Source organism: Alkalicoccus halolimnae (assembly GCF_008014775.2).
Taxonomy (GTDB): Bacteria; Bacillota; Bacilli; order Bacillales; family Salisediminibacteriaceae; genus Alkalicoccus; species Alkalicoccus halolimnae.
In genome coordinates, this window is record NZ_CP144914.1 from 40,306 (window position 1) to 58,077 (window position 17,772).

At 47.1% G+C, this 17,772-nt stretch carries 18 protein-coding genes; 16 read left to right on the top strand and 2 right to left on the bottom strand.

Features of this window, described 5'->3' with window-relative positions; genetic code table 11:
• Positions 1–50 precede the first annotated feature (50 nt).
• On the bottom strand, positions 51–674 hold the full coding sequence (locus tag FTX54_RS00160) for a hypothetical protein (RefSeq protein ID WP_147805132.1): 624 nt from the start codon (positions 672–674) through the stop codon (positions 51–53).
• Between the two features lie 124 nt (positions 675–798).
• Here FTX54_RS00160 and FTX54_RS00165 point away from each other — a divergent pair, with 124 nt between their 5' ends.
• The 8 genes from FTX54_RS00165 (at position 799) to rsmI (ending at position 7,161) form a co-directional block, all read left to right on the top strand.
• On the top strand, positions 799–2,208 hold the full coding sequence (locus FTX54_RS00165) for an aminotransferase class I/II-fold pyridoxal phosphate-dependent enzyme (protein WP_147805131.1): 1,410 nt from the start codon (positions 799–801) through the stop codon (positions 2,206–2,208).
• 17 nt (positions 2,209–2,225) lie between these two features.
• Complete coding sequence (gene tmk / locus FTX54_RS00170; protein ID WP_147805130.1) at positions 2,226–2,849, top strand: dTMP kinase; 624 nt, start codon at positions 2,226–2,228, stop codon at positions 2,847–2,849.
• A 92-nt stretch (positions 2,850–2,941) separates the two neighbouring features.
• Complete coding sequence (locus FTX54_RS00175) at positions 2,942–3,271, top strand: cyclic-di-AMP receptor (protein WP_147805129.1); 330 nt, start codon at positions 2,942–2,944, stop codon at positions 3,269–3,271.
• Positions 3,272–3,288: 17 nt separating this feature from the next.
• The gene (gene holB, locus FTX54_RS00180; RefSeq protein ID WP_147805128.1) at positions 3,289–4,278 is read left to right on the top strand and encodes a DNA polymerase III subunit delta'; all 990 of its coding nucleotides are present in this window, start codon (positions 3,289–3,291) and stop codon (positions 4,276–4,278) included.
• 2 nt (positions 4,279–4,280) lie between these two features.
• A complete protein-coding gene (locus tag FTX54_RS00185; protein ID WP_147805127.1) occupies positions 4,281–5,108 on the top strand; it encodes a PSP1 domain-containing protein in 828 nt (275 codons plus the stop codon).
• Between the two features lie 15 nt (positions 5,109–5,123).
• Positions 5,124–5,483, top strand: a complete 360-nt coding sequence (gene yabA / locus FTX54_RS00190; protein ID WP_147805126.1) for a DNA replication initiation control protein YabA — start codon at positions 5,124–5,126, stop codon at positions 5,481–5,483.
• Between the two features lie 60 nt (positions 5,484–5,543).
• The gene (locus FTX54_RS00195; protein ID WP_147805125.1) at positions 5,544–6,287 is read left to right on the top strand and encodes a tRNA1(Val) (adenine(37)-N6)-methyltransferase; all 744 of its coding nucleotides are present in this window, start codon (positions 5,544–5,546) and stop codon (positions 6,285–6,287) included.
• Entirely contained in the window at positions 6,280–7,161 is an 882-nt protein-coding gene (gene rsmI / locus FTX54_RS00200) for a 16S rRNA (cytidine(1402)-2'-O)-methyltransferase (RefSeq protein WP_147805124.1), read from the top strand. Before FTX54_RS00195 ends, rsmI begins: the two co-directional genes overlap by 8 nt.
• 261 nt (positions 7,162–7,422) lie before the next feature.
• On the opposite strand, the gene FTX54_RS00205 is transcribed toward rsmI, so the two are convergent.
• Positions 7,423–7,710: an AbrB/MazE/SpoVT family DNA-binding domain-containing protein gene (locus FTX54_RS00205; RefSeq protein WP_147805123.1), complete on the bottom strand. Its 288-nt coding sequence runs from the start codon at positions 7,708–7,710 to the stop codon at positions 7,423–7,425.
• An 829-nt stretch (positions 7,711–8,539) separates the two neighbouring features.
• Here FTX54_RS00205 and metG point away from each other — a divergent pair.
• The 8 genes from metG to purR all read left to right on the top strand — a co-directional run bounded on the left by metG (position 8,540) and on the right by purR (position 17,252).
• Positions 8,540–10,528, top strand: coding sequence for a methionine--tRNA ligase (gene metG / locus FTX54_RS00210; protein WP_147805122.1), 1,989 nt, complete (start codon positions 8,540–8,542; stop codon positions 10,526–10,528).
• 175 nt (positions 10,529–10,703) lie between these two features.
• A complete protein-coding gene (locus tag FTX54_RS00215; RefSeq protein ID WP_147805121.1) occupies positions 10,704–11,468 on the top strand; it encodes a TatD family hydrolase in 765 nt (254 codons plus the stop codon).
• Between the two features lie 1,117 nt (positions 11,469–12,585).
• A complete protein-coding gene (locus FTX54_RS00220; RefSeq protein ID WP_147805119.1) occupies positions 12,586–13,416 on the top strand; it encodes a G5 and 3D domain-containing protein in 831 nt (276 codons plus the stop codon).
• A 126-nt stretch (positions 13,417–13,542) separates the two neighbouring features.
• Positions 13,543–14,085, top strand: a complete 543-nt coding sequence (rnmV, locus tag FTX54_RS00225) for a ribonuclease M5 (RefSeq protein ID WP_147805138.1) — start codon at positions 13,543–13,545, stop codon at positions 14,083–14,085.
• The gene (rsmA, locus tag FTX54_RS00230) at positions 14,082–14,966 is read left to right on the top strand and encodes a 16S rRNA (adenine(1518)-N(6)/adenine(1519)-N(6))-dimethyltransferase RsmA (protein WP_147805118.1); all 885 of its coding nucleotides are present in this window, start codon (positions 14,082–14,084) and stop codon (positions 14,964–14,966) included. Before rnmV ends, rsmA begins: the two co-directional genes overlap by 4 nt.
• A 121-nt stretch (positions 14,967–15,087) precedes the next feature.
• Entirely contained in the window at positions 15,088–15,342 is a 255-nt protein-coding gene (locus FTX54_RS00235) for a Veg family protein (RefSeq protein WP_147805117.1), read from the top strand.
• Between the two features lie 158 nt (positions 15,343–15,500).
• The gene (gene ispE / locus FTX54_RS00240) at positions 15,501–16,367 is read left to right on the top strand and encodes a 4-(cytidine 5'-diphospho)-2-C-methyl-D-erythritol kinase (RefSeq protein WP_147805137.1); all 867 of its coding nucleotides are present in this window, start codon (positions 15,501–15,503) and stop codon (positions 16,365–16,367) included.
• 69 nt (positions 16,368–16,436) lie between these two features.
• Complete coding sequence (gene purR / locus FTX54_RS00245) at positions 16,437–17,252, top strand: pur operon repressor (protein WP_147805116.1); 816 nt, start codon at positions 16,437–16,439, stop codon at positions 17,250–17,252.
• Positions 17,253–17,772: the final 520 nt, after the last annotated feature.

Below are 17,772 nucleotides of genomic sequence, written 5' to 3' on the forward strand. Positions count from 1 at the left end.
TTTTTTTACATTATTATTCTTAATTATTCTTAAAAGCAGCAGCACTGCTTTTAGTTTGTTTCAGTCTGCTCCGCTGCTTTCCATCTGGTGCGAAAAAGAAGAAGAAGAAGCGGTCCGAGAGCCGGAAGAAAAGCAAGCAGGGCATAGCGGCATCCCCAGTCTTTTTTCAACAGATCATAACAGAGCCAGAGCACGATGAAAAAATCAACCGTCATGACGCTCACGAGGTGAGACGCAGTAAACGCTTCGTTGTAAGCTTGCAGACTTCCGTAAAAAGCTGTTCCGTAAACGATTAACGTTACCAAAAGCAGAACGCTTACAAAAATAGGATGGAGAATAAATTTTTCCACCGGTAAAGGAACTCTTGTCTTCGATCGGGTTTTCCTGCCTCGAAGAGCCATATAAGGAAGGATGCTGAAGGCGCCCAGCCCGAAAGAAAGAATGGCGAAGGGCCACGCCGGAAGACGGTACTTATCTTTCGGAAGTAAGAGCATCAAAAAAATAACCGGATATATGCCGAGCATGGAGAAGACGGCCGTGACAAGAGGATCAACTTCCTGAAAACGCCCGCTTAAAAGGTTCATCATGATAGGATCGGAAGCGTTTGAGGATCCGGGAGCTAAAAATACTGCATATACAATTAGCAGAATGAAAATCGAAATATAATATTTCATGAGGCTGCTCCTTCCGCAGGGACCTTTTTCATTCAGTTAAGCAGAGCTTCCAGGGAATTGCAAGAAAAGCAGGGCAGAGCAGAAACGTTTTCGTTATAATAGGAAAGAGATCGGAGGATCAGTTATGGACCAGAAGCTTACGCCGCTGCTTAAAGCGTTAAAAGACAAACTTCATACGTCGTCCTATCATGTGCCCGGCCATAAAAACGGGAACGTTTTTTTAGAAGAAGCAAGACCTTTTTTCGACAGTATTTTACGTCTTGATTCCACAGAAATTGAGGGACTAGATGACCTGCATGATCCAGGTGGTGTTATTAAAGAGGCTGAGGACCTGCTTGCTGATTTATACGGAACTGTTTCGAGCAGTTTTCTTGTAGGAGGCTCGACCTCGGGAAATCTTGCGATGCTGTTGAGTACGGTCAAAAGAGGACAGAAAGTGCTTGTTCAGAGAAACAGCCATCAGTCGGTATTCCACGGACTGGAACTGGCCGGTGCCGTCCCGGTTTTTTTACACCCGGATACGGACAGCGGATCCGGGATCGCTCTTGGCATTCATGAGGAAACCCTACAGACAGGACTCGAAGCGCACACGGACGCAGCGGCAGTTCTTTTAACGAACCCTACCTATGAAGGTTACGGACAGGATCTGCGGAAGCATACAGAAATCTGCAGGCGTTATGAAGCAGCCTTCCTTGTGGATGAGGCTCACGGTGCTCATTTTTTTCGAGGAAATAAAGAGTGGTTTCCAGAAAGTGCGCTGCAGGCCGGAGCCGATCTGGTCGTGCAGTCAGCGCATAAAACACTTCCTGCTATGACGATGGGGGCCTGGATTCACAGGGGCACGGACTACATATCGGAAAAAAGGCTGCGGCGCGCACTTATGATGGTTCAGTCGAGCAGTCCTTCCTACCCGCTCATGGCTTCCCTTGATGCAGCCCGGGCCTATATGGCATCCAAGCAGGACTGGGAGGAAACGAGCAGGCAGATTCAAAGCCGGAAGCAGCAATTATCGACTTTTGTCAGCCTGCTTCCTGATTATATAGGTCCTTACGAGCTGGATCCCTTGAAAATAAATCTGTTTGCCGGAAGAGAAAGAGGAGAAAAGCCGGAGCAGTGGCAGAAGATGATGCAGAGCTCCCGGGCTTATGCAGAAATGATTTCCCCGGTGCACCTTCTCGCTGTCCTTTCACTGGATCAGGCGGAAAACGACAGGCTGCTTCAGCAGCTGATACGTGTTTTTTCACGTGAAACATTTTTACCTGGCAGCCCGCACAGCCTGGCTCCGGGGGAAAGACAGCCATCCCGGCTCATGCTCAGTTTTGGAGAAATGGAAGAACGTATGGAAAAAGAGACGCAGTGGGAAGAATCAGAGGGAGAAATTGCAGCAGAGACCATTGTTCCTTATCCACCCGGTGTTCCGCTGCTGATCAGAGGCGAACGGGTGACCAAAAAACATCTCGAAAAACGAGCCCGGTTATTACATAGAGGTGTCCGCATTAAAGGTGGAGCGCAGAAACTCATTATATTTAAATAAAAAGGAGCGGAATTATAGTGGACGGTTTATTTATTACCTTTGAAGGCGGGGAAGGAGCAGGGAAAACGACTGTGCTTCGCACACTTGCAGAAAAACTGCAGAAGGAAGGACGTCCGGTGCTCGCGACGCGGGAGCCGGGGGGGAGCTATATTGCTGAAAAAATCAGAGAAGTGATTCTCGATCCAGCGCATACGGAAATGGATGCACGCACAGAGGCTCTGCTTTATGCAGCAGCAAGGCGGCAGCATCTTGTGGAGAAAGTACTGCCGCATCTGGAAAAGGGGGGCATCGTTCTCTGCGACCGCTTTGTCGACAGCAGTATTGTTTATCAGGGGTTTGCCCGTAAAATCGGGGTGGAAGCAGTGCGCGAGCTGAATATGTTTGCGACAGAAGGCAGGCAGCCGGATGTCACTCTCTATTTTGATATCAGCCCGGAAGATGGACTGAAGCGGATTGGTGATAATAAGGGGCGGGAATTTAACCGGCTCGATCGGGAATCACTGGCGTTTCATGAGCAAGTAAGGAACATGTACCTTCAGCTGCAGCGGGAAGAACCGGAGCGGATTCAATTAATTGATGCCGGGCGCTCTCTTGAGGAAGTGACCGATACTGCCTGGAAAGTAATAGCAGAAAAGCTGTAAGCAGGTGCAGGAAAAAATCCAACAAACTTTACGTGTAAAAGGACATTTCTTGTTATAATACAATTAACCCCTAATTAATGGAGGAGATGACGATGAAACTGATCGTGGCAGTTATTCAGGATAAAGACAGCAATCGTCTGTCCGATGCGCTCGTGGATCATGAATTTCAGGCAACAAAGCTTGCCAGTACCGGCGGGTTTTTAAAGGCCGGGAATACGACATTTATGATCGGGGTGGAAGACGCCCGGGTGGAGAGCGTCTTGGAAATAATCAAAGAAAACTGTCAGTCGCGGGAGCAGCTCGTTGCGCCGATTTCCCCTATGGGAGGGAATGCTGATTCCTACGTTCCTTACCCTGTGGAAGTACAGGTAGGCGGGGCAACGGTATTTATTCTGCCGGTCGATCAGTTCGAAAAGTTTTAATGGAAGAGGGATTGGCCATGAAGCACTGGCAGGAGCTTGAAGAAACACAGCCGACCGTGGCCCGGGTACTGCAGAACAGTGTCATCCGGAAGCGGCTGGCTCATGCCTATTTATTTGAAGGCGGCCGGGGGACAGGAAAACGCGCCGCTGCATTTCTGCTCGCCAAAGCTTTCCTCTGCGAACAGACAGAGGCGGCGAATCCCTGTCTTACCTGCCGGGAATGCCGCCGGGCGGAATCAGGAAACCATCCGGATATGCACGTAATTCACCCGGACGGCGCTACGATTAAAGTTGAGCAGATCAGGCAGCTCAAAAAAGAATTCAGTATGCGCGGCATGGAGTCTCAGAAAAAAGTTTACGTAGTGGAAGAAGCAGATAAAATGTCTGTCGGAGCGGCGAACAGCCTTCTTAAATTTCTGGAGGAGCCGGAAGGGGAATCGCTTGCGATGCTGCTTACGACCAATGCTTATCAGATGCTGCCAACCATTCTATCGAGGGCCCAGGTCATGTCCTTTGCTCCTTTATCTCCTGACAGGGTTACGAGAGCTCTTGTGGAAGAAGGATATAATGAAAAGGAAGCAGGTATTGCTGCAAAGCTGACATCTGATTTGACGGAAGCCGAGCAGTTTTTTGAGGAACAGTGGATTTCACAGGCGCGGGAGAAAGTGATACAATTAATTGATGATCTTATCCTCCGTCCCTTTGATTCTTTTATCACTCTGCATGAGACAGTCATTCCTTTTTTCCCGGAGCGGGAAACAGTACAGACCGCACTGGATCTGATGATGCTCTGGTATCGGGATGTTCTTCGAGTGCAGGTGGGACAGTCGGATGCGATCGTTTATATAGATCAAGAAGAAATGCTTTCAAAACAGGCATTTCAACTCTCACAAGGGAAACTCGGTAACAACCTTCAGGCAGTTATGGATGCAAAGCGTCGCGTAAATGCGAACGTGTCTCCGCAGCTGGTAATGGAGCAGCTGCTTCTTCGTTTACAGGAGGGATAAAAATGCATCAGGTAATTGGGGTACGATTTAAGAAAACCGGGAAAATATACTATTTTTCACCGGGAGACTTTCAGATAGAAAAAGATGACTATGTAGTTGTCGAAACCGCACGCGGAATTGAATTCGGCAAAGCAGTCATCGGCATGAAAGAAGTAGACGAGCAGGACGTCGTACTTCCGCTTAAAAAAGTACTTCGGCCTGCAACAGATAAAGATAAGTTGAGTGTGAAAGAAAATAAAAAAGAAGCTCAGAGAGCATTCGATGTTTGTCAGGAGAAAATTACAGAGCATAACCTTGATATGAAACTGGTGGATGTAGAGTACACCTTTGATCGAAATAAAGTCCTGTTTTATTTTACTGCAGATGGAAGAATTGACTTCCGTACGCTCGTAAAAGATTTAGCGTCGGTATTCCGGACCCGTATTGAACTGCGGCAGATCGGAGTGCGCGATGAAGCAAAAATGCTCGGGGGCATCGGCCCGTGCGGCAGAATGCTCTGCTGCTCCACTTTTCTTGGGGATTTTGAGCCGGTTTCGATTAAAATGGCAAAGGACCAGAACCTTTCCCTTAACCCGACGAAAATTTCCGGACTGTGCGGCAGACTTATGTGTTGCCTGAAATACGAAAACGATATGTACGAGACCGCTAAAAAAGAAATGCCGGACCTTTATAAGAAGCTGGAAACAAGCTACGGTAAAGGCAAGGTGACCGGACTTAATATGCTGGAGCGGCTCGTTCAGGTCGAGATTTACGAATCCGGCCAGGTTATAGAATTTACGCTGGATGAACTCCTGAAAGAAGGAGCGATCGCCGCAGAAACCACGAAATAATGAGGTGTAGGCATCGTGAATAAAAATGAACTGTTTTCCCGCGTCAGCCAGATGGAAGAACGCATCGGCGGACTGCATCATGAACTTGGCGAGCTGAAAGATCAGCTGGCAGAGCTGTTGGAGGAAAATACGCATCTGCAATTGGAAAACGATAATCTCCGGGAGCGTATGGAGCGGGAAGCAGCGCAGGAGGAGAAAGAATCGTCCGCGGGCGGACAGGGACGGATCAAAGCAGGCTTTGGAGAAGGCTATGATAACCTTGCCCGTCTTTATCAGGAAGGATTTCATATCTGTAACCTGCATTACGGAAGCATCCGTAAAGAAGGGGACTGTCTTTTCTGTCTTTCCTTTTTAAGCAGATCGGATAAAGAATAAAAGCATTTGCGAAAACGTCCCGCTTATACCGGGGCGTTTTCTTATGGAAAGAGGGGAAATATGGAACAAATAATAGAGCGGGAAGATTATTTACCGGGAAATAAACGAGTGATCCGCCAGCGGAGTGATATTTTCTCCTATTCAATGGATGCCGTGCTGCTTGCAAAGTTTGTCCATGTAAGGGGAGCGGCGCGGATTGCGGACCTCTGTGCAGGAACGGGAGCAGTTCCGCTAATGATGAGTCTGCGGACCGGGGCTATTATTGAAGCACTGGAGCTGCAGCCGTTCCTCTGCGAACTGTTTGAACGTTCGATTCAAGCGAACGAGCTTGAGAGGCAGATCTCGCTTTATGAGGGAGATCTTCGGTATATGAAAGACTTTCCATTAGGAAAATACGACGTAGTCACGTGCAATCCTCCTTATTTTCCGGTTACAAAAGAAAAAGGTGTTAACGAAAACACGAGTAAAACAATGGCCCGCCACGAAGTTTCCTGTACGCTTGAAGATGCTGTTAAAGCAGCTGCCTCTCTTGTTCGTTCCAAAGGGAAAGCAGCTTTTGTTCACCGCCCGGAAAGACTGGCGGACATTTTTCAAGTGATGAAAAAATACCGTCTGGAGCCAAAAAGAATCCAGTATGTACACCCTAAAAAGGGGAAGGAAGCAAATATTGTATTAATTGAAGGGGTAAAAGATGGAGGGACGGGAATAAAAACCGAAGCCCCCTGGATAGTCTACGGCGATGCTGGCGAATACACTCCGGAGTTTTATAAGCATTACATGATTGGAGGAGAAAAAGATGAATGAACAGCGGAGCTTTTCAAAAGAAAGAGAAGACGAGGGGCGGATATCTCTTGTTCCAACGCCGATCGGCAATCTTGATGATATGACCTACCGTGCTGTGAAAACCCTTCAGGAAGCGGACGTAATTGCTGCCGAGGACACGCGTCATACAAAAAAGCTGAGCCACGTTTTTGAAATAACGACTCCGCTCGTAAGCTATCATGAACATAACAGACATTACCGAGGAGAAGAGCTGCTGGAGCGGGTAAGAAATGGAGAACACGTGGCTCTGGTAAGCGATGCGGGTATGCCGGCGATTTCTGATCCTGGTGCCGATCTTGTTAAAGAAGCAAAAGCGGAAGGTCTTACGGTAGTGGCTCTTCCCGGAGCAAACGCAGCCCTGACAGCATTGATTGCCTCCGGTTTATCGACGGAATCATTTACGTTTGCGGGATTTGTCGAACGAAAGAAAAAGCAGCGTAAAGAAATACTGGCTTCCTGGAAAGGGACGCCTTCCACGTTGATATTTTATGAATCCCCTCATCGTTTAAAAGATATGCTGCAGGCAGCAGCTGACGTATTTGGAGATCGTCAGGCGGCGGTCGGCCGGGAAATGACCAAGCAGTATGAAACGGTGGTCACAGGAACCCTTTCTGAACTCGTGGAATGGGCAGAAGGAGAAATCAAAGGCGAATGTGTGCTGCTCATAGCAGGGGCTTCAGAAGCAGATCAGGAAGAAGCGCGGGAAGAAACATGGTGGGAGAAGCTGGACATTATTGATCACGTAGAGACGTATGTTAAGCAGGGCCAGTCGGCAAAGCAGGCGATAAAAGCAGCGGCGCTTGACCGGGGAGTTCCGAAGAGGGAAGTGTACCAGGCCTACCATGTCGATAAATAAAAAGGAAGCGTCCGCCTGTTGAGAAAATCATTCCAATCAATCGAAAAGCAGCGCCACACAGGAACTGTTTGAATGGATTTAGAGCAGTTGATAAATCTATAGTTTCCAGATTTTCAATAACTTCAACGCAGGGAAGGAGAGCGGAAGGCTTTCTCCACGGCAGCTGGAGAAGCAGGTGCTTTTACAACAACACTGGACTTAAATTGAGCCGAACAAAAAAAGAGCCGGCTCTGGTGGGCCGGCTCTTTGAGTGGAAGATTTTTAGTTTTCCTGCTTGGAAATATATGCTTCCAGTTCCTTAACGATCTCCTTGGCACCCATTGGGCTGAGAATGATTTTCCCGTTAGCAAGGGAAAGGTTATCGTCGGAAACTTCGCCTGTAACCTGACAAGTCATGTTAGGCTTATATTTTTTAAGGACGATGCGGTCGTCATCGACATAGATTTCGAGTGCGTCTTTTTCAGCGATATCCAGTGTACGGCGGAGTTCAATTGGAATAACCACCCGGCCGAGCTCATCAACTTTTCTTACAATACCTGTAGATTTCATAATAAATCTCCTCTCTTCGTTCATGGTGATGTGATTTCCAGAAGTCTGTAACAACATTATTCGACAAAATTCTGCTTAAGAGTATAATACCAATGCTTCCAAAAGAAGTCAATTGAAAAATGCTGAAAATGTCTCTTTTTTTGCATTTATCTCCAGTGAACGGCCTAAAACGAATATTTTGTGGAATTCACTGCTGGTAAAGCGTCTCCGGCAAAACATATTCTATTTTCTGATTTTCGACTAATTACGACAAAAAGAATATGTATCCATTATATACCCAATTACTCCATTAATGTAACAAAAATACATAGAATTAGTTTGAAAAACAAGAATTGTACATATTTTGCACAGTTAATAGAAAAGCATAGGAAAATAAATAGCATTTTAGTGAGTGAATAGTCATTTTCATGAACAGCCGCCGATTCAGGAAAATATTTTTCGGGGGAAAAGCAGGATGCAGTTGACAGAAAGAGAGCCGTCCGGTATATTTTCAAAGAGAGTAAATGTCGAAAAAACAAGATAAATGCCTTCAATGACGGGATGAGTAAAAAGCGGGAATCATAACAGAGAGCCGGAACAGCTGGAACCCGGTATGAAAAACGCTTTTGAATATGGTCCTAAGAGAAGCTGCTTTTGCGAGCCGTTCCGGTAAGAAAAAGCACGTCTCTGCGCGTTAAGCAGCGCAGCAGCCTTTTCGCTGCTGCACACAACGAGGTTAACGATCAAGTTAACGAAACCGGGTGGTACCGCGTGAGTTCAAACTCCCGTCCCAGTATTGAGGACGGGAGTTTTTTATTTATTCGCAGCATTTTAAGGGAGGAAGCTGGTTATGCCGAACGAAAAGAATACTTTTTACATTACAACTCCGATTTATTATCCAAGTGCCAAGCTTCATATCGGGCACGCCTATACAACCGTAGCAGGGGACGCGATGGCCCGCTATAAGCGGCTCCGCGGCTTCGATGTCCGCTATCTGACTGGAACAGATGAGCACGGACAGAAAATTGAAACGAAAGCAAAGGAGAACGGTGTTTCCCCTCAGGCTTTTGTCGACGATGTCGTAAAAGATATTAAAGGCCTCTGGCAGAAGCTCGACATTTCCTATGATGATTTTATCCGCACGACAGAAGAAAGACACAAGAAAGTGGTCGCTAAAATTTTCGATCAGCTTCTGGAGCAGGGGGATATTTACCTTGATGAGTATGAAGGCTGGTACTCCATTTCCGATGAAACGTTTTACACGGAACTGCAGCTCGAAGACAAAGAATACGATGAAAAAGGCCAGGTTATCGCAGGAAAAAGCCCGGACAGCGGACATCCGGTGGAGAAAGTCCGGGAAGAATCGTATTTCTTTAAAATGAGCAAGTATGCCGACCGCCTCCTGAAATACTACGAGGAAAATCCGGAATTCATTCAGCCGGAATCCCGAAAAAATGAGATGGTTAATAACTTTATTAAACCGGGCCTTGAAGATCTGGCGGTTTCCAGAACTTCTTTTGACTGGGGCGTCAAAGTAAACAAAAACCCTGAGCACGTCGTATATGTATGGATCGATGCGCTTTCCAACTACATTACCGCTCTTGGCTACGGCACAGAAAATGATGCCCTTTATAAGTCCCATTGGCCTGCGGACGTGCATCTTGTCGGAAAAGAAATCGTACGTTTTCATACGATTTACTGGCCGATTATGCTGATGGCGCTTGATCTTCCTCTTCCGAAGAAAGTATTCGGACACGGGTGGCTGCTCATGAAAGACGGAAAAATGTCGAAATCCAAAGGAAACGTCGTAGATCCGGTGCCGCTGATTGACCGCTATGGTCTGGATGCCGTCCGCTACTATCTTCTTCGTGAAGTACCGTTCGGATCAGACGGCGTCTTTACGCCGGAAGCTTTCGTGGATCGGATTAATTATGATCTGGCAAACGATCTAGGAAACCTCGTTAACCGTACGATTGCGATGGTAAATAAATATTTCGACGGAGAAATTCCGGCATATGTGAAAGATGCTACGCCTTACGACGAGTCATTGACGGAGCTTGTTAATGCGACCGTAGATAAAGTGGAAGACGCAATGGAAGACATGCAGTTTTCCGTGGCGCTTTCCGCGACAGGGCTCCTGATCAGCCGGACGAATAAGTATATCGATGAAACGCAGCCATGGATTCTCGCGAAAGATGAGACGGCGAAAGAGCAGCTTGGCTCCGTGCTTCATCATCTGCTCGAATCCATCCGGGAAGTTTCGATTATGCTGCGGCCTTTCCTTACAGAAACTCCGGAGAAAATCCGCAGCCAGCTGCGTATTCCTCAGGAACTGATGGAATGGGAGACACTCCGGCAGTTTGGCAAGCTTCCTCAGGGCACGCGCATCATTGAAAAAGGGGAACCGCTCTTCCCGCGGCTGGACACCGGCGAGGAAGTGAAAGCGATTGTTGAACTGATGGGCGGAACCGTAGCGGCAGAAAAAGAAGAAGAGACAGCAGAAGCTCCGGAAGTAGAGGAGATTACCATTGATGACTTTTCCAAAGTCGATCTGCGCGTAGCAGAAGTTATCAGCGCCGAAAAAGTAAAAAAGGCCGATAAACTGCTTAAAATTCAGCTTGATCTCGGCTACGAACAGCGGCAGGTTATCTCCGGTATTGCCAAACATTATTCGACAGACGAGCTTGTCGGTAAAAAAGTGATCTGTGTGAGCAACCTGAAACCGGTTAAACTGCGCGGAGAATTGTCTCAGGGAATGATTCTCGCCGGTTCTCATGACAAAGACCTTACCCTGGCTACCGTAGCGGAAAACCTTCCGAACGGCGCGCAGGTAAAATAGCAGGACGAGAGACTGTTTCAAAAAGGTTATTGGAACAGCCTGGAAAGCACGTGCAGAGGCTGACCTTGGTTTAATAAGACTGCCAGACATAGGTTTGTCTGACAGTCTTTGCTCGGCTCGAAGCCGTGCTCTACCTTTATGAGACAGCCCCTTCTTGATGAAAGGAGAAGAATTTATGCTTATCGATACACACGTACATTTAAATGCCGATCAGTTTGCAGAGGATACAGAAGAAGTGATCGGCCGCGCCCGGGAAGCGGGAGTGGAGAAAATGGTCGTCGTCGGTTTTGATACGAAAACGATCCAGATCGCCATGGAACTGGTAGAGAAATATGACTTTCTTTATGCGGCTGTCGGCTGGCATCCGGTAGACGCGGTAGACTGCGATGAGGAAAAGCTGGCCTGGATTGAAGAACTGGCTGCCCATCCGAAAGTGGTCGCGATCGGGGAAACCGGACTGGACTACCACTGGGATAAATCGCCTCATGAAGTGCAGAAGAAAGTATTCCGTCAGCAGATTGCACTTGCGAAGAAAGTGAAGCTGCCCGTCATTATCCATGACCGGGAAGCCCACGAGGACATTGTCGAAGTACTGCGGGAAGAGAAAGCGGAAGAAATAGGCGGTATTATGCACTGCTTCCAGGGGGACGCGGCTATGGCGAAAGCCTGTCTGGATATGAACTTTTATATTTCCTTCGGCGGACCCGTCACGTTTAAAAATGCCAAACTCCCAAAAGAAGTTGCTGTGACGGTACCTGACGAGCGTCTTCTCGTAGAAACCGACGCCCCGTTTCTCGCTCCTCATCCTTACCGTGGTAAAAGAAACGAGCCGGCCTATGTGAAGCTGGTAGCCGAACAGCTGGCCGAGCTCCGCGGCGTTTCCTACGAAGAGCTCGCTGAAATGACGACAACTAACGCTGAACGGCTTTTTTCGATTTAAATAAATAGTCTCTGTTACAGTGTTGTTATTTATTTTTATAAAAGGGACTTCCACACAATTGGAAGTCCCTTTTGTTAATACTGGCTTATAAAACTAACGCTGCCCGTTTGTTTAAGTTCAAACTTTTACCATACTTAATTAAGATATCTAATTGAATCAATTTTATAAGCCGCTGTAAGAAAGAGATTTCCGAACATGGTGAATGATTTCCACTTCAGACGGACGCTTTCCGCGGGGCTCGTCTTCAACCCGCCGTCTGCCGTTTCAATCATCGGATTTTATATACGAATATTCAAACTATAATAGGAGTGGAACTCCGCCTCTATACAGATGGAAGGATGGTCAGAAGGGGGCTTTTTATTTAGAAGGCAGCTCCTGCTCTGTCTTTTTATCGTAAGCTGAAGAGGACATGGGGCGACTCCAGGGCGATGAAGGACGATCCCCACTCCGCCCGACGGAAGGGAGGAAGGAATTAGCTGAGGCCGGCCCGCCCGGAAAGCGTCCCCATGGAAACGAAAGCGCACGTTCATCGCTTCAATACTTTATTTTCAAGGCAGCCAATAAAATCAAAACAGTCGGAAAATCTTGTGGAACAGCCTGTTGGACGAACGGCCTGTTCCTTTTTTATGCCGATTTGTTAAGTGCGGGGCTTTTTACTGCTGCTGCAGCTGGTGAGGAGGTCGGTTCTGTTAATTGACCGTTGGGTTCTGTTAATGCAGCCGTCAGTTCTGATTATTTCCCGGGAAGTTCTCATGATTCAGCAGAAAGTTCTATTTATTGCTTCCAGTTCTTTTAATTGATGCTGAAGTTCTATTAATCCAAGCCTGAGTACTTCTTTTTCTTCTTCCGGCAGGTGGCTGCAAAAGGCCTTTCCGCCTCTTCTGTCCGGAGCAGTCTTTACCGGTCTAATCTATATGAAAGATAGTTCCGCGAAGAAAATCCCTTATTCCATTGTTTGTAATGAAATTGTAATATATGGCAGAGAAAGCAGAGAGGACGTGCTTTCTTAAAACAATAATCCCGTTTAATAACCTAAATAATGGTTTGTAAATAGGAGATTATATTGACAACAGAATTTGACGGGCGTATACTTTCGACCTTGAGGAGGAATTTATCCATGCCATTCAAGATTCATTCGTTTTTCCGAAAGTCGTCAGCCAAGCCTGTTCGTCCGTTATTTGCTGCTTTTGCTGTTCTTTGTCTGCTTGGTGCAGTTACTGTTTACGACGTTACAAAGGCCCAGGTCACTGTTTACGCCAACGGTGAAGACATGACTTACAAAACCCATGCAGAAACAGTGGGCGAAGTACTGGAAGAAAACGAAATTGAACTGGATGATCACGACCGCGTACAGCCTCCAAAAGCAGAAGAAGTGTCTGAAGAAACCGACATCCGGATTATCCGCGTTGAAAAAGAAACCGACATTGTTGAAGAAACAATTGATTATAATACCGTACAGGAAAATGACGAAACGCTGCCGGCCGGAGAAAAAGAAGTACAGCAGACCGGAGCCGAGGGAAGCGTGGAAAAGCATTACGAAGTGACGATGGAAAATGGGGAAGAAATTTCCCGCAGACTCGTTAAAAAAGAAGTGGTAGCAGAAAGCGAAGAAAAAATTATTTCTGTAGGAACTAAGGAACAGCAGGAGGAAGCTGCAGGTCCCTGGCAGACGTTCACCGCTACGGCTTATACAGCTTCATGCAGCGGCTGCTCCGGAGTCACCCGGACAGGGGTGGATCTGAAAGCAGATCCTGATGCCCGGGTCATTGCAGTAGACCCGGACGTCATCCCGCTCGGTTCCCGTGTGGAAGTAAAAGGCCACGGGGAATTTCTGGCTGCAGACACCGGGGGAGCCATTACAGGAAACAAAATTGATATTTTCATGTCTGGAAAAGCCGATGCCAGAGAGTTTGGACGTCGAAATGTCCAGGTGCGCGTTCTCGACTAATAAAAGAAAACCCGGGCTGAGGGGAAAAGAGAAGGAAAACTCTTTTCCCCTCAGCCTTTTTTTCTGTATGATGAAAGAAGCATAAAGTACAGAGAGGATCGAAGCCGATTGCAGTACATTAAAGAAATGATTGTCGTAGAAGGAAAGAATGATACCCAGACCCTCCGCCGCTTCGTCCAGTGTGACACTATTGAAACGAGCGGTTCGGGGATTACGAAAACGACGATTGAGAAAATCCGGCTTGCCAATGAGAGGCGGGGCGTTATTATTTTTACGGATCCGGATTTTCCCGGTCAGAAAATCCGTCATATTATCGATCAGTCGGTGCCGGGGTGCAGGCATGCCTTTCTCCCGAAACATGCAGCGATTGATGAACAAAAAGGGAAGGTAGGGATTGAGCATGCTGATAAAGAAGCTATCCTGGAGGCACTCGACGCCGTGAAAACCTCTCTTCCGAATGCCGAAAAAGAAGCGGTGCCTTCCTGGCTCGAGCTTCACGAAGCAGGGCTGCTGGCCGGACCCGGTGCAAGAGAAAAGCGCGAGAAGCTGGGGAATATGCTCCATATCGGCTATTCAAACGGCAAGCAGTTTGTGAAGCGGCTGCAGCAGTTCCAAATCAGCCGCCGGGAATTTTATGAAGCAGTACAAAAGCTGGAGGAAAAATCATGAAAAAAGACATTGCCACACCGACACGTACCCAGGAAATATTAAAAAAGTTCGGATTCCGCTTCAAGAAAAGTCTCGGACAGAACTTTCTTATCGATCCGAATATTCTCGCAAACATCGTCGAGGCTGCAGGAGTGAGAGAAGACACAGGTGTGATCGAAATAGGCCCCGGGATAGGCGCCCTGACGGAACAGTCAGCCAAGCAGGCGAAGAATGTGCTTGCTTTTGAAATCGATCAGCGGCTGCTGCCGATTTTAAAAGAAACGATGGAGCCATACCCGCACGTCAAAGTTGTAAATGAAGACGTCTTAAAAACAGATCTGCACCGGTACATCAGCGACTATTTTCAGCCCGGACAGGACCTGGCTGTTGTAGCAAACCTTCCCTACTACGTCACTACGCCGATTTTAATGAAACTGCTTGAAGAGAAGCTGCCGGTGCGCGTGATGGTCGTTATGATGCAGACAGAAGTAGCGGAACGCATTGCCGCTTCGCCGGGGTCAAAAGCGTACGGCTCGCTGTCCATTGCTGCCCAGTACTATGCCCGGGCAGAAACGGTATTCCACGTGCCGAGAACCGTTTTCATGCCCCAGCCGAACGTTGATTCTGCAATTCTGCGCCTCACCCGGCGCGATGCTCCGCCTGTGAACGTGACCGATGAGGAATTATTTTTCAAAATTGTACGCGGCTCCTTCGTTCAGCGGAGAAAAACACTGCTGAACAACCTTTCCAAACTATTTGAAGATACGCTTACGAAGCAGGAAACGGCGGAAAAACTTCAGGAAATCGGCATCGACGGCACGCGCAGAGCGGAATCGCTTACGATGAAAGAATTTGCTGCTTTAACAGGAGCTTTTCACCGCTATACGGGCGGCCCCCGCTGAAAATGGGTGAAATAAGGGAAATTAATTTGTTGACACGCTCTTTCGCCCTTGCTATAATTTAAATTTTATTTGACTTCACTGCTTTATAGTAGTATAATGAAGTTTAAGTGAGGTGTCGTGGATGGCGAAAACGTTAGCGGAAATCAAACAAGCACTCGAAGCCAATGTAGGTAAGAAAGTGACAGTTCAGGCAAACGGCGGTCGTAAGAAGATTGTCGAACGTTCCGGACTGCTTGAAGGAATCTATCCTTCTGTTTTCACCGTAAAGCTCGACAAAGACGAGTATTCAATTGAACGTTTATCTTACAGCTACACCGATGTTCTTACAGAAACAGTGAAATTATCTGTTCCTGGCGAAGCGGTGGAAGAAGCGTAACCGTATAATCCAGAAGAAAGGCTTGCCCAGAATGCATATTTGGGCAAGCCTTTCTTTTTTACTGCCGATTTAATGGGCTTTCTTGTTCTTTTTCCATTAAACTAATGATAAAATGGCAAAAGCAATGTTTAGTAAAGAAGGTGACAACGTTGAACAGTATGATCGTAAAAGCACCGGCGAAAATTAATTTGACGCTGGACGTCCTGCATAAACGCGGGGATGGCTATCATGAAGTGGAAATGATTATGACGACCGTTGATCTGGCGGATCGTATTCATTTAACGGAGCTTGCTTCAAATAAAATCAAAGTGGAATCCAACAATGGGTTTCTGCCTACAGATAAATCGAATCTTGCCTGGCAGGCAGCCCATCTTCTTCAGACACGCTATTCTTCCCGGGCAGGAGTTTCCATCTATATAGACAAGCATATTCCTATGTCTGCCGGTCTTGCCGGCGGGAGCACAGATGCAGCTGCAGTGCTGCGCGGCTTGAATGACCTTTGGAATCTCGGCCTCTCGATGGATACGCTCGCCGATATTGGGGCGGAAATCGGGTCTGATGTACCTTTCTGCGTCTATGGAGGCACGGCAATAGCGAGAGGACGCGGAGAGAAGCTGGAATTTCTGCCGGCGCCTCCGCCTTGCTGGGTCGTTCTTGCCAAGCCTGCAGAAGGTGTTTCCACAAAAGATATTTACAGAAAATTATCGTTCGATAACATGAAGCATCCAGATACATCTAAAATGAAAGCAGCTATCGAAAACAAGGATTATGACACGATTGCTGCATGTCTTCAAAATGTGATGGAACCGGCGACTTTCTCTTTAAATGGAGAAGTAAAAATGATTAAAGAAAGACTCCAGCAGTACGGAGCCGATGGAGCCGTGATGAGCGGCAGTGGTCCAACGGTCTTTGCTCTCTGTAAATCCGAGTCAAAAGCCGAACGACTCTATAACGGGCTGAAAGGCTTCATGGATGAGGTGCATGTCGTAAGAATGATGGGAACTCTGCACGCCGCTGTCAGATAATCCTTGTGAAATCCGTACAAAAGTGATATATTACTGATGGAATATTCGGGTTTTACAGGAGGTGCAAGCATGAAATTTCGTCGAAGCGGCCGACTGGTAGATATGACAGAATATCTCCTGCGTCATCCTCATCGATCGGTTTCCCTGAGCTTTTTTTCAGAGAAGTATGGGGCGGCAAAATCCTCGATCAGTGAAGACATCGGCATCGTAAAAGAAGTGTTTGAAGCAAAAGGAATCGGAAAACTGGCAACATCTGCCGGAGTCAGCGGCGGAGTAAGATTTGTACCGACGATTCATGATCAGGAAGCCGTTCAAGCAGTAGAAAATGTGTGCGAAAGCTTAAAAGACTCCTCCAGAATTCTGCCGGGCGGTTATTTATATATGATGGATATTGTCGGAGATCCGCAGCAGATGCAGCAGCTTGGACGTATTTTTGCTTCCCATTATCGGAAAGCGGGAGTGGACGTGGTTATGACGATGGCGACGAAGGGTATCCCTCTTGCCTACGCCGTGGCTTCCCATTTAAATACTCCTGTGACGATTGCACGACATGAGCAGCGGGTAACGGAAGGATCGATCGTAAGCATTAATTATGTATCCGGTTCTTCTCAGCGGATCCAGACAATGTCTTTATCAAAACGAAGTCTCAAGCCGGGTTCGAATGTGCTTATTATTGATGATTTTATGAAAGCCGGCGGTACGATCCGCGGTATGATGGACTTGACGGAAGAATTTCAGTCGACGGTTGTCGGAGCGGGAGTATTAATGGAAGCTGTTCACGATAAAGAAAAGCTCGTGGATAACTATGTTTCCTTAACGAAGCTTTCCGGAGTCGACGAAAAAGACAAAAAAATTCACGTGGAAAAAGGAAATATGTTTTCCTGACCGGGCATTAACTAAAGGGAACGATAAGCAGAAGAACCTTGTTTTAATAAAGGTTCTTTTTTCTTTGGCTGCGTTTCTGCTCGCCTTCTGCAGGCGTTTCTGCCCTGGCTCTGTTTTCTAACTTTGTACTTCTTCGTTCAAAAAGCGGTCTTTTTGTATTTGAAAATCAAAACGAAGCGGAAACATGCCCGTAGAAGAAGGAGGTTGGAAGATCCCGGAAGGCACAGTCCCTGCCCGAACATCTCCTTTACCGCAGGCCGAAGTGAAGTTTTCTGCATTTATCCACATCAGCTTTGAAGAAAAGATCGAACTGTATTCTAAAAAACGTTTTGTTAAGAAAACCTTTCTGTGATTTCTATCAAAAAGGCTGTAAACTGCTCTTCTGTTTTAAGAAAGCCTGCTTCGTAAGGTCGAGATAGAAACTCCCGGAGGACGAGACGAGAAGCCGTTTCAGGTGAAAGAAATTAGTTGAGTCCGTGCCTTTGCCCATCGGGAGGCGAAAAAAGGATGAGAAATTGTC

Bases quoted from the DNA above. Each gene is read 5' to 3' on its own strand.
- FTX54_RS00160 (WP_147805132.1), bottom strand. From the start codon at position 674: ATGAAATATTATATTTCGATTTTCATTCTGCTAATTGTATATGCAGTA.
- FTX54_RS00165 (WP_147805131.1), top strand. From the start codon at position 799: ATGGACCAGAAGCTTACGCCGCTGCTTAAAGCGTTAAAAGACAAACTT.
- FTX54_RS00175 (WP_147805129.1), top strand. From the start codon at position 2,942: ATGAAACTGATCGTGGCAGTTATTCAGGATAAAGACAGCAATCGTCTG.
- holB (WP_147805128.1), top strand. From the start codon at position 3,289: ATGAAGCACTGGCAGGAGCTTGAAGAAACACAGCCGACCGTGGCCCGG.
- FTX54_RS00185 (WP_147805127.1), top strand. From the start codon at position 4,281: ATGCATCAGGTAATTGGGGTACGATTTAAGAAAACCGGGAAAATATAC.
- FTX54_RS00195 (WP_147805125.1), top strand. From the start codon at position 5,544: ATGGAACAAATAATAGAGCGGGAAGATTATTTACCGGGAAATAAACGA.
- rsmI (WP_147805124.1), top strand. From the start codon at position 6,280: ATGAATGAACAGCGGAGCTTTTCAAAAGAAAGAGAAGACGAGGGGCGG.
- FTX54_RS00205 (WP_147805123.1), bottom strand. From the start codon at position 7,710: ATGAAATCTACAGGTATTGTAAGAAAAGTTGATGAGCTCGGCCGGGTG.
- metG (WP_147805122.1), top strand. From the start codon at position 8,540: ATGCCGAACGAAAAGAATACTTTTTACATTACAACTCCGATTTATTAT.
- FTX54_RS00215 (WP_147805121.1), top strand. From the start codon at position 10,704: ATGCTTATCGATACACACGTACATTTAAATGCCGATCAGTTTGCAGAG.
- FTX54_RS00220 (WP_147805119.1), top strand. From the start codon at position 12,586: ATGCCATTCAAGATTCATTCGTTTTTCCGAAAGTCGTCAGCCAAGCCT.
- rnmV (WP_147805138.1), top strand. From the start codon at position 13,543: ATGATTGTCGTAGAAGGAAAGAATGATACCCAGACCCTCCGCCGCTTC.
- rsmA (WP_147805118.1), top strand. From the start codon at position 14,082: ATGAAAAAAGACATTGCCACACCGACACGTACCCAGGAAATATTAAAA.
- FTX54_RS00235 (WP_147805117.1), top strand. From the start codon at position 15,088: ATGGCGAAAACGTTAGCGGAAATCAAACAAGCACTCGAAGCCAATGTA.
- ispE (WP_147805137.1), top strand. From the start codon at position 15,501: ATGATCGTAAAAGCACCGGCGAAAATTAATTTGACGCTGGACGTCCTG.
- purR (WP_147805116.1), top strand. From the start codon at position 16,437: ATGAAATTTCGTCGAAGCGGCCGACTGGTAGATATGACAGAATATCTC.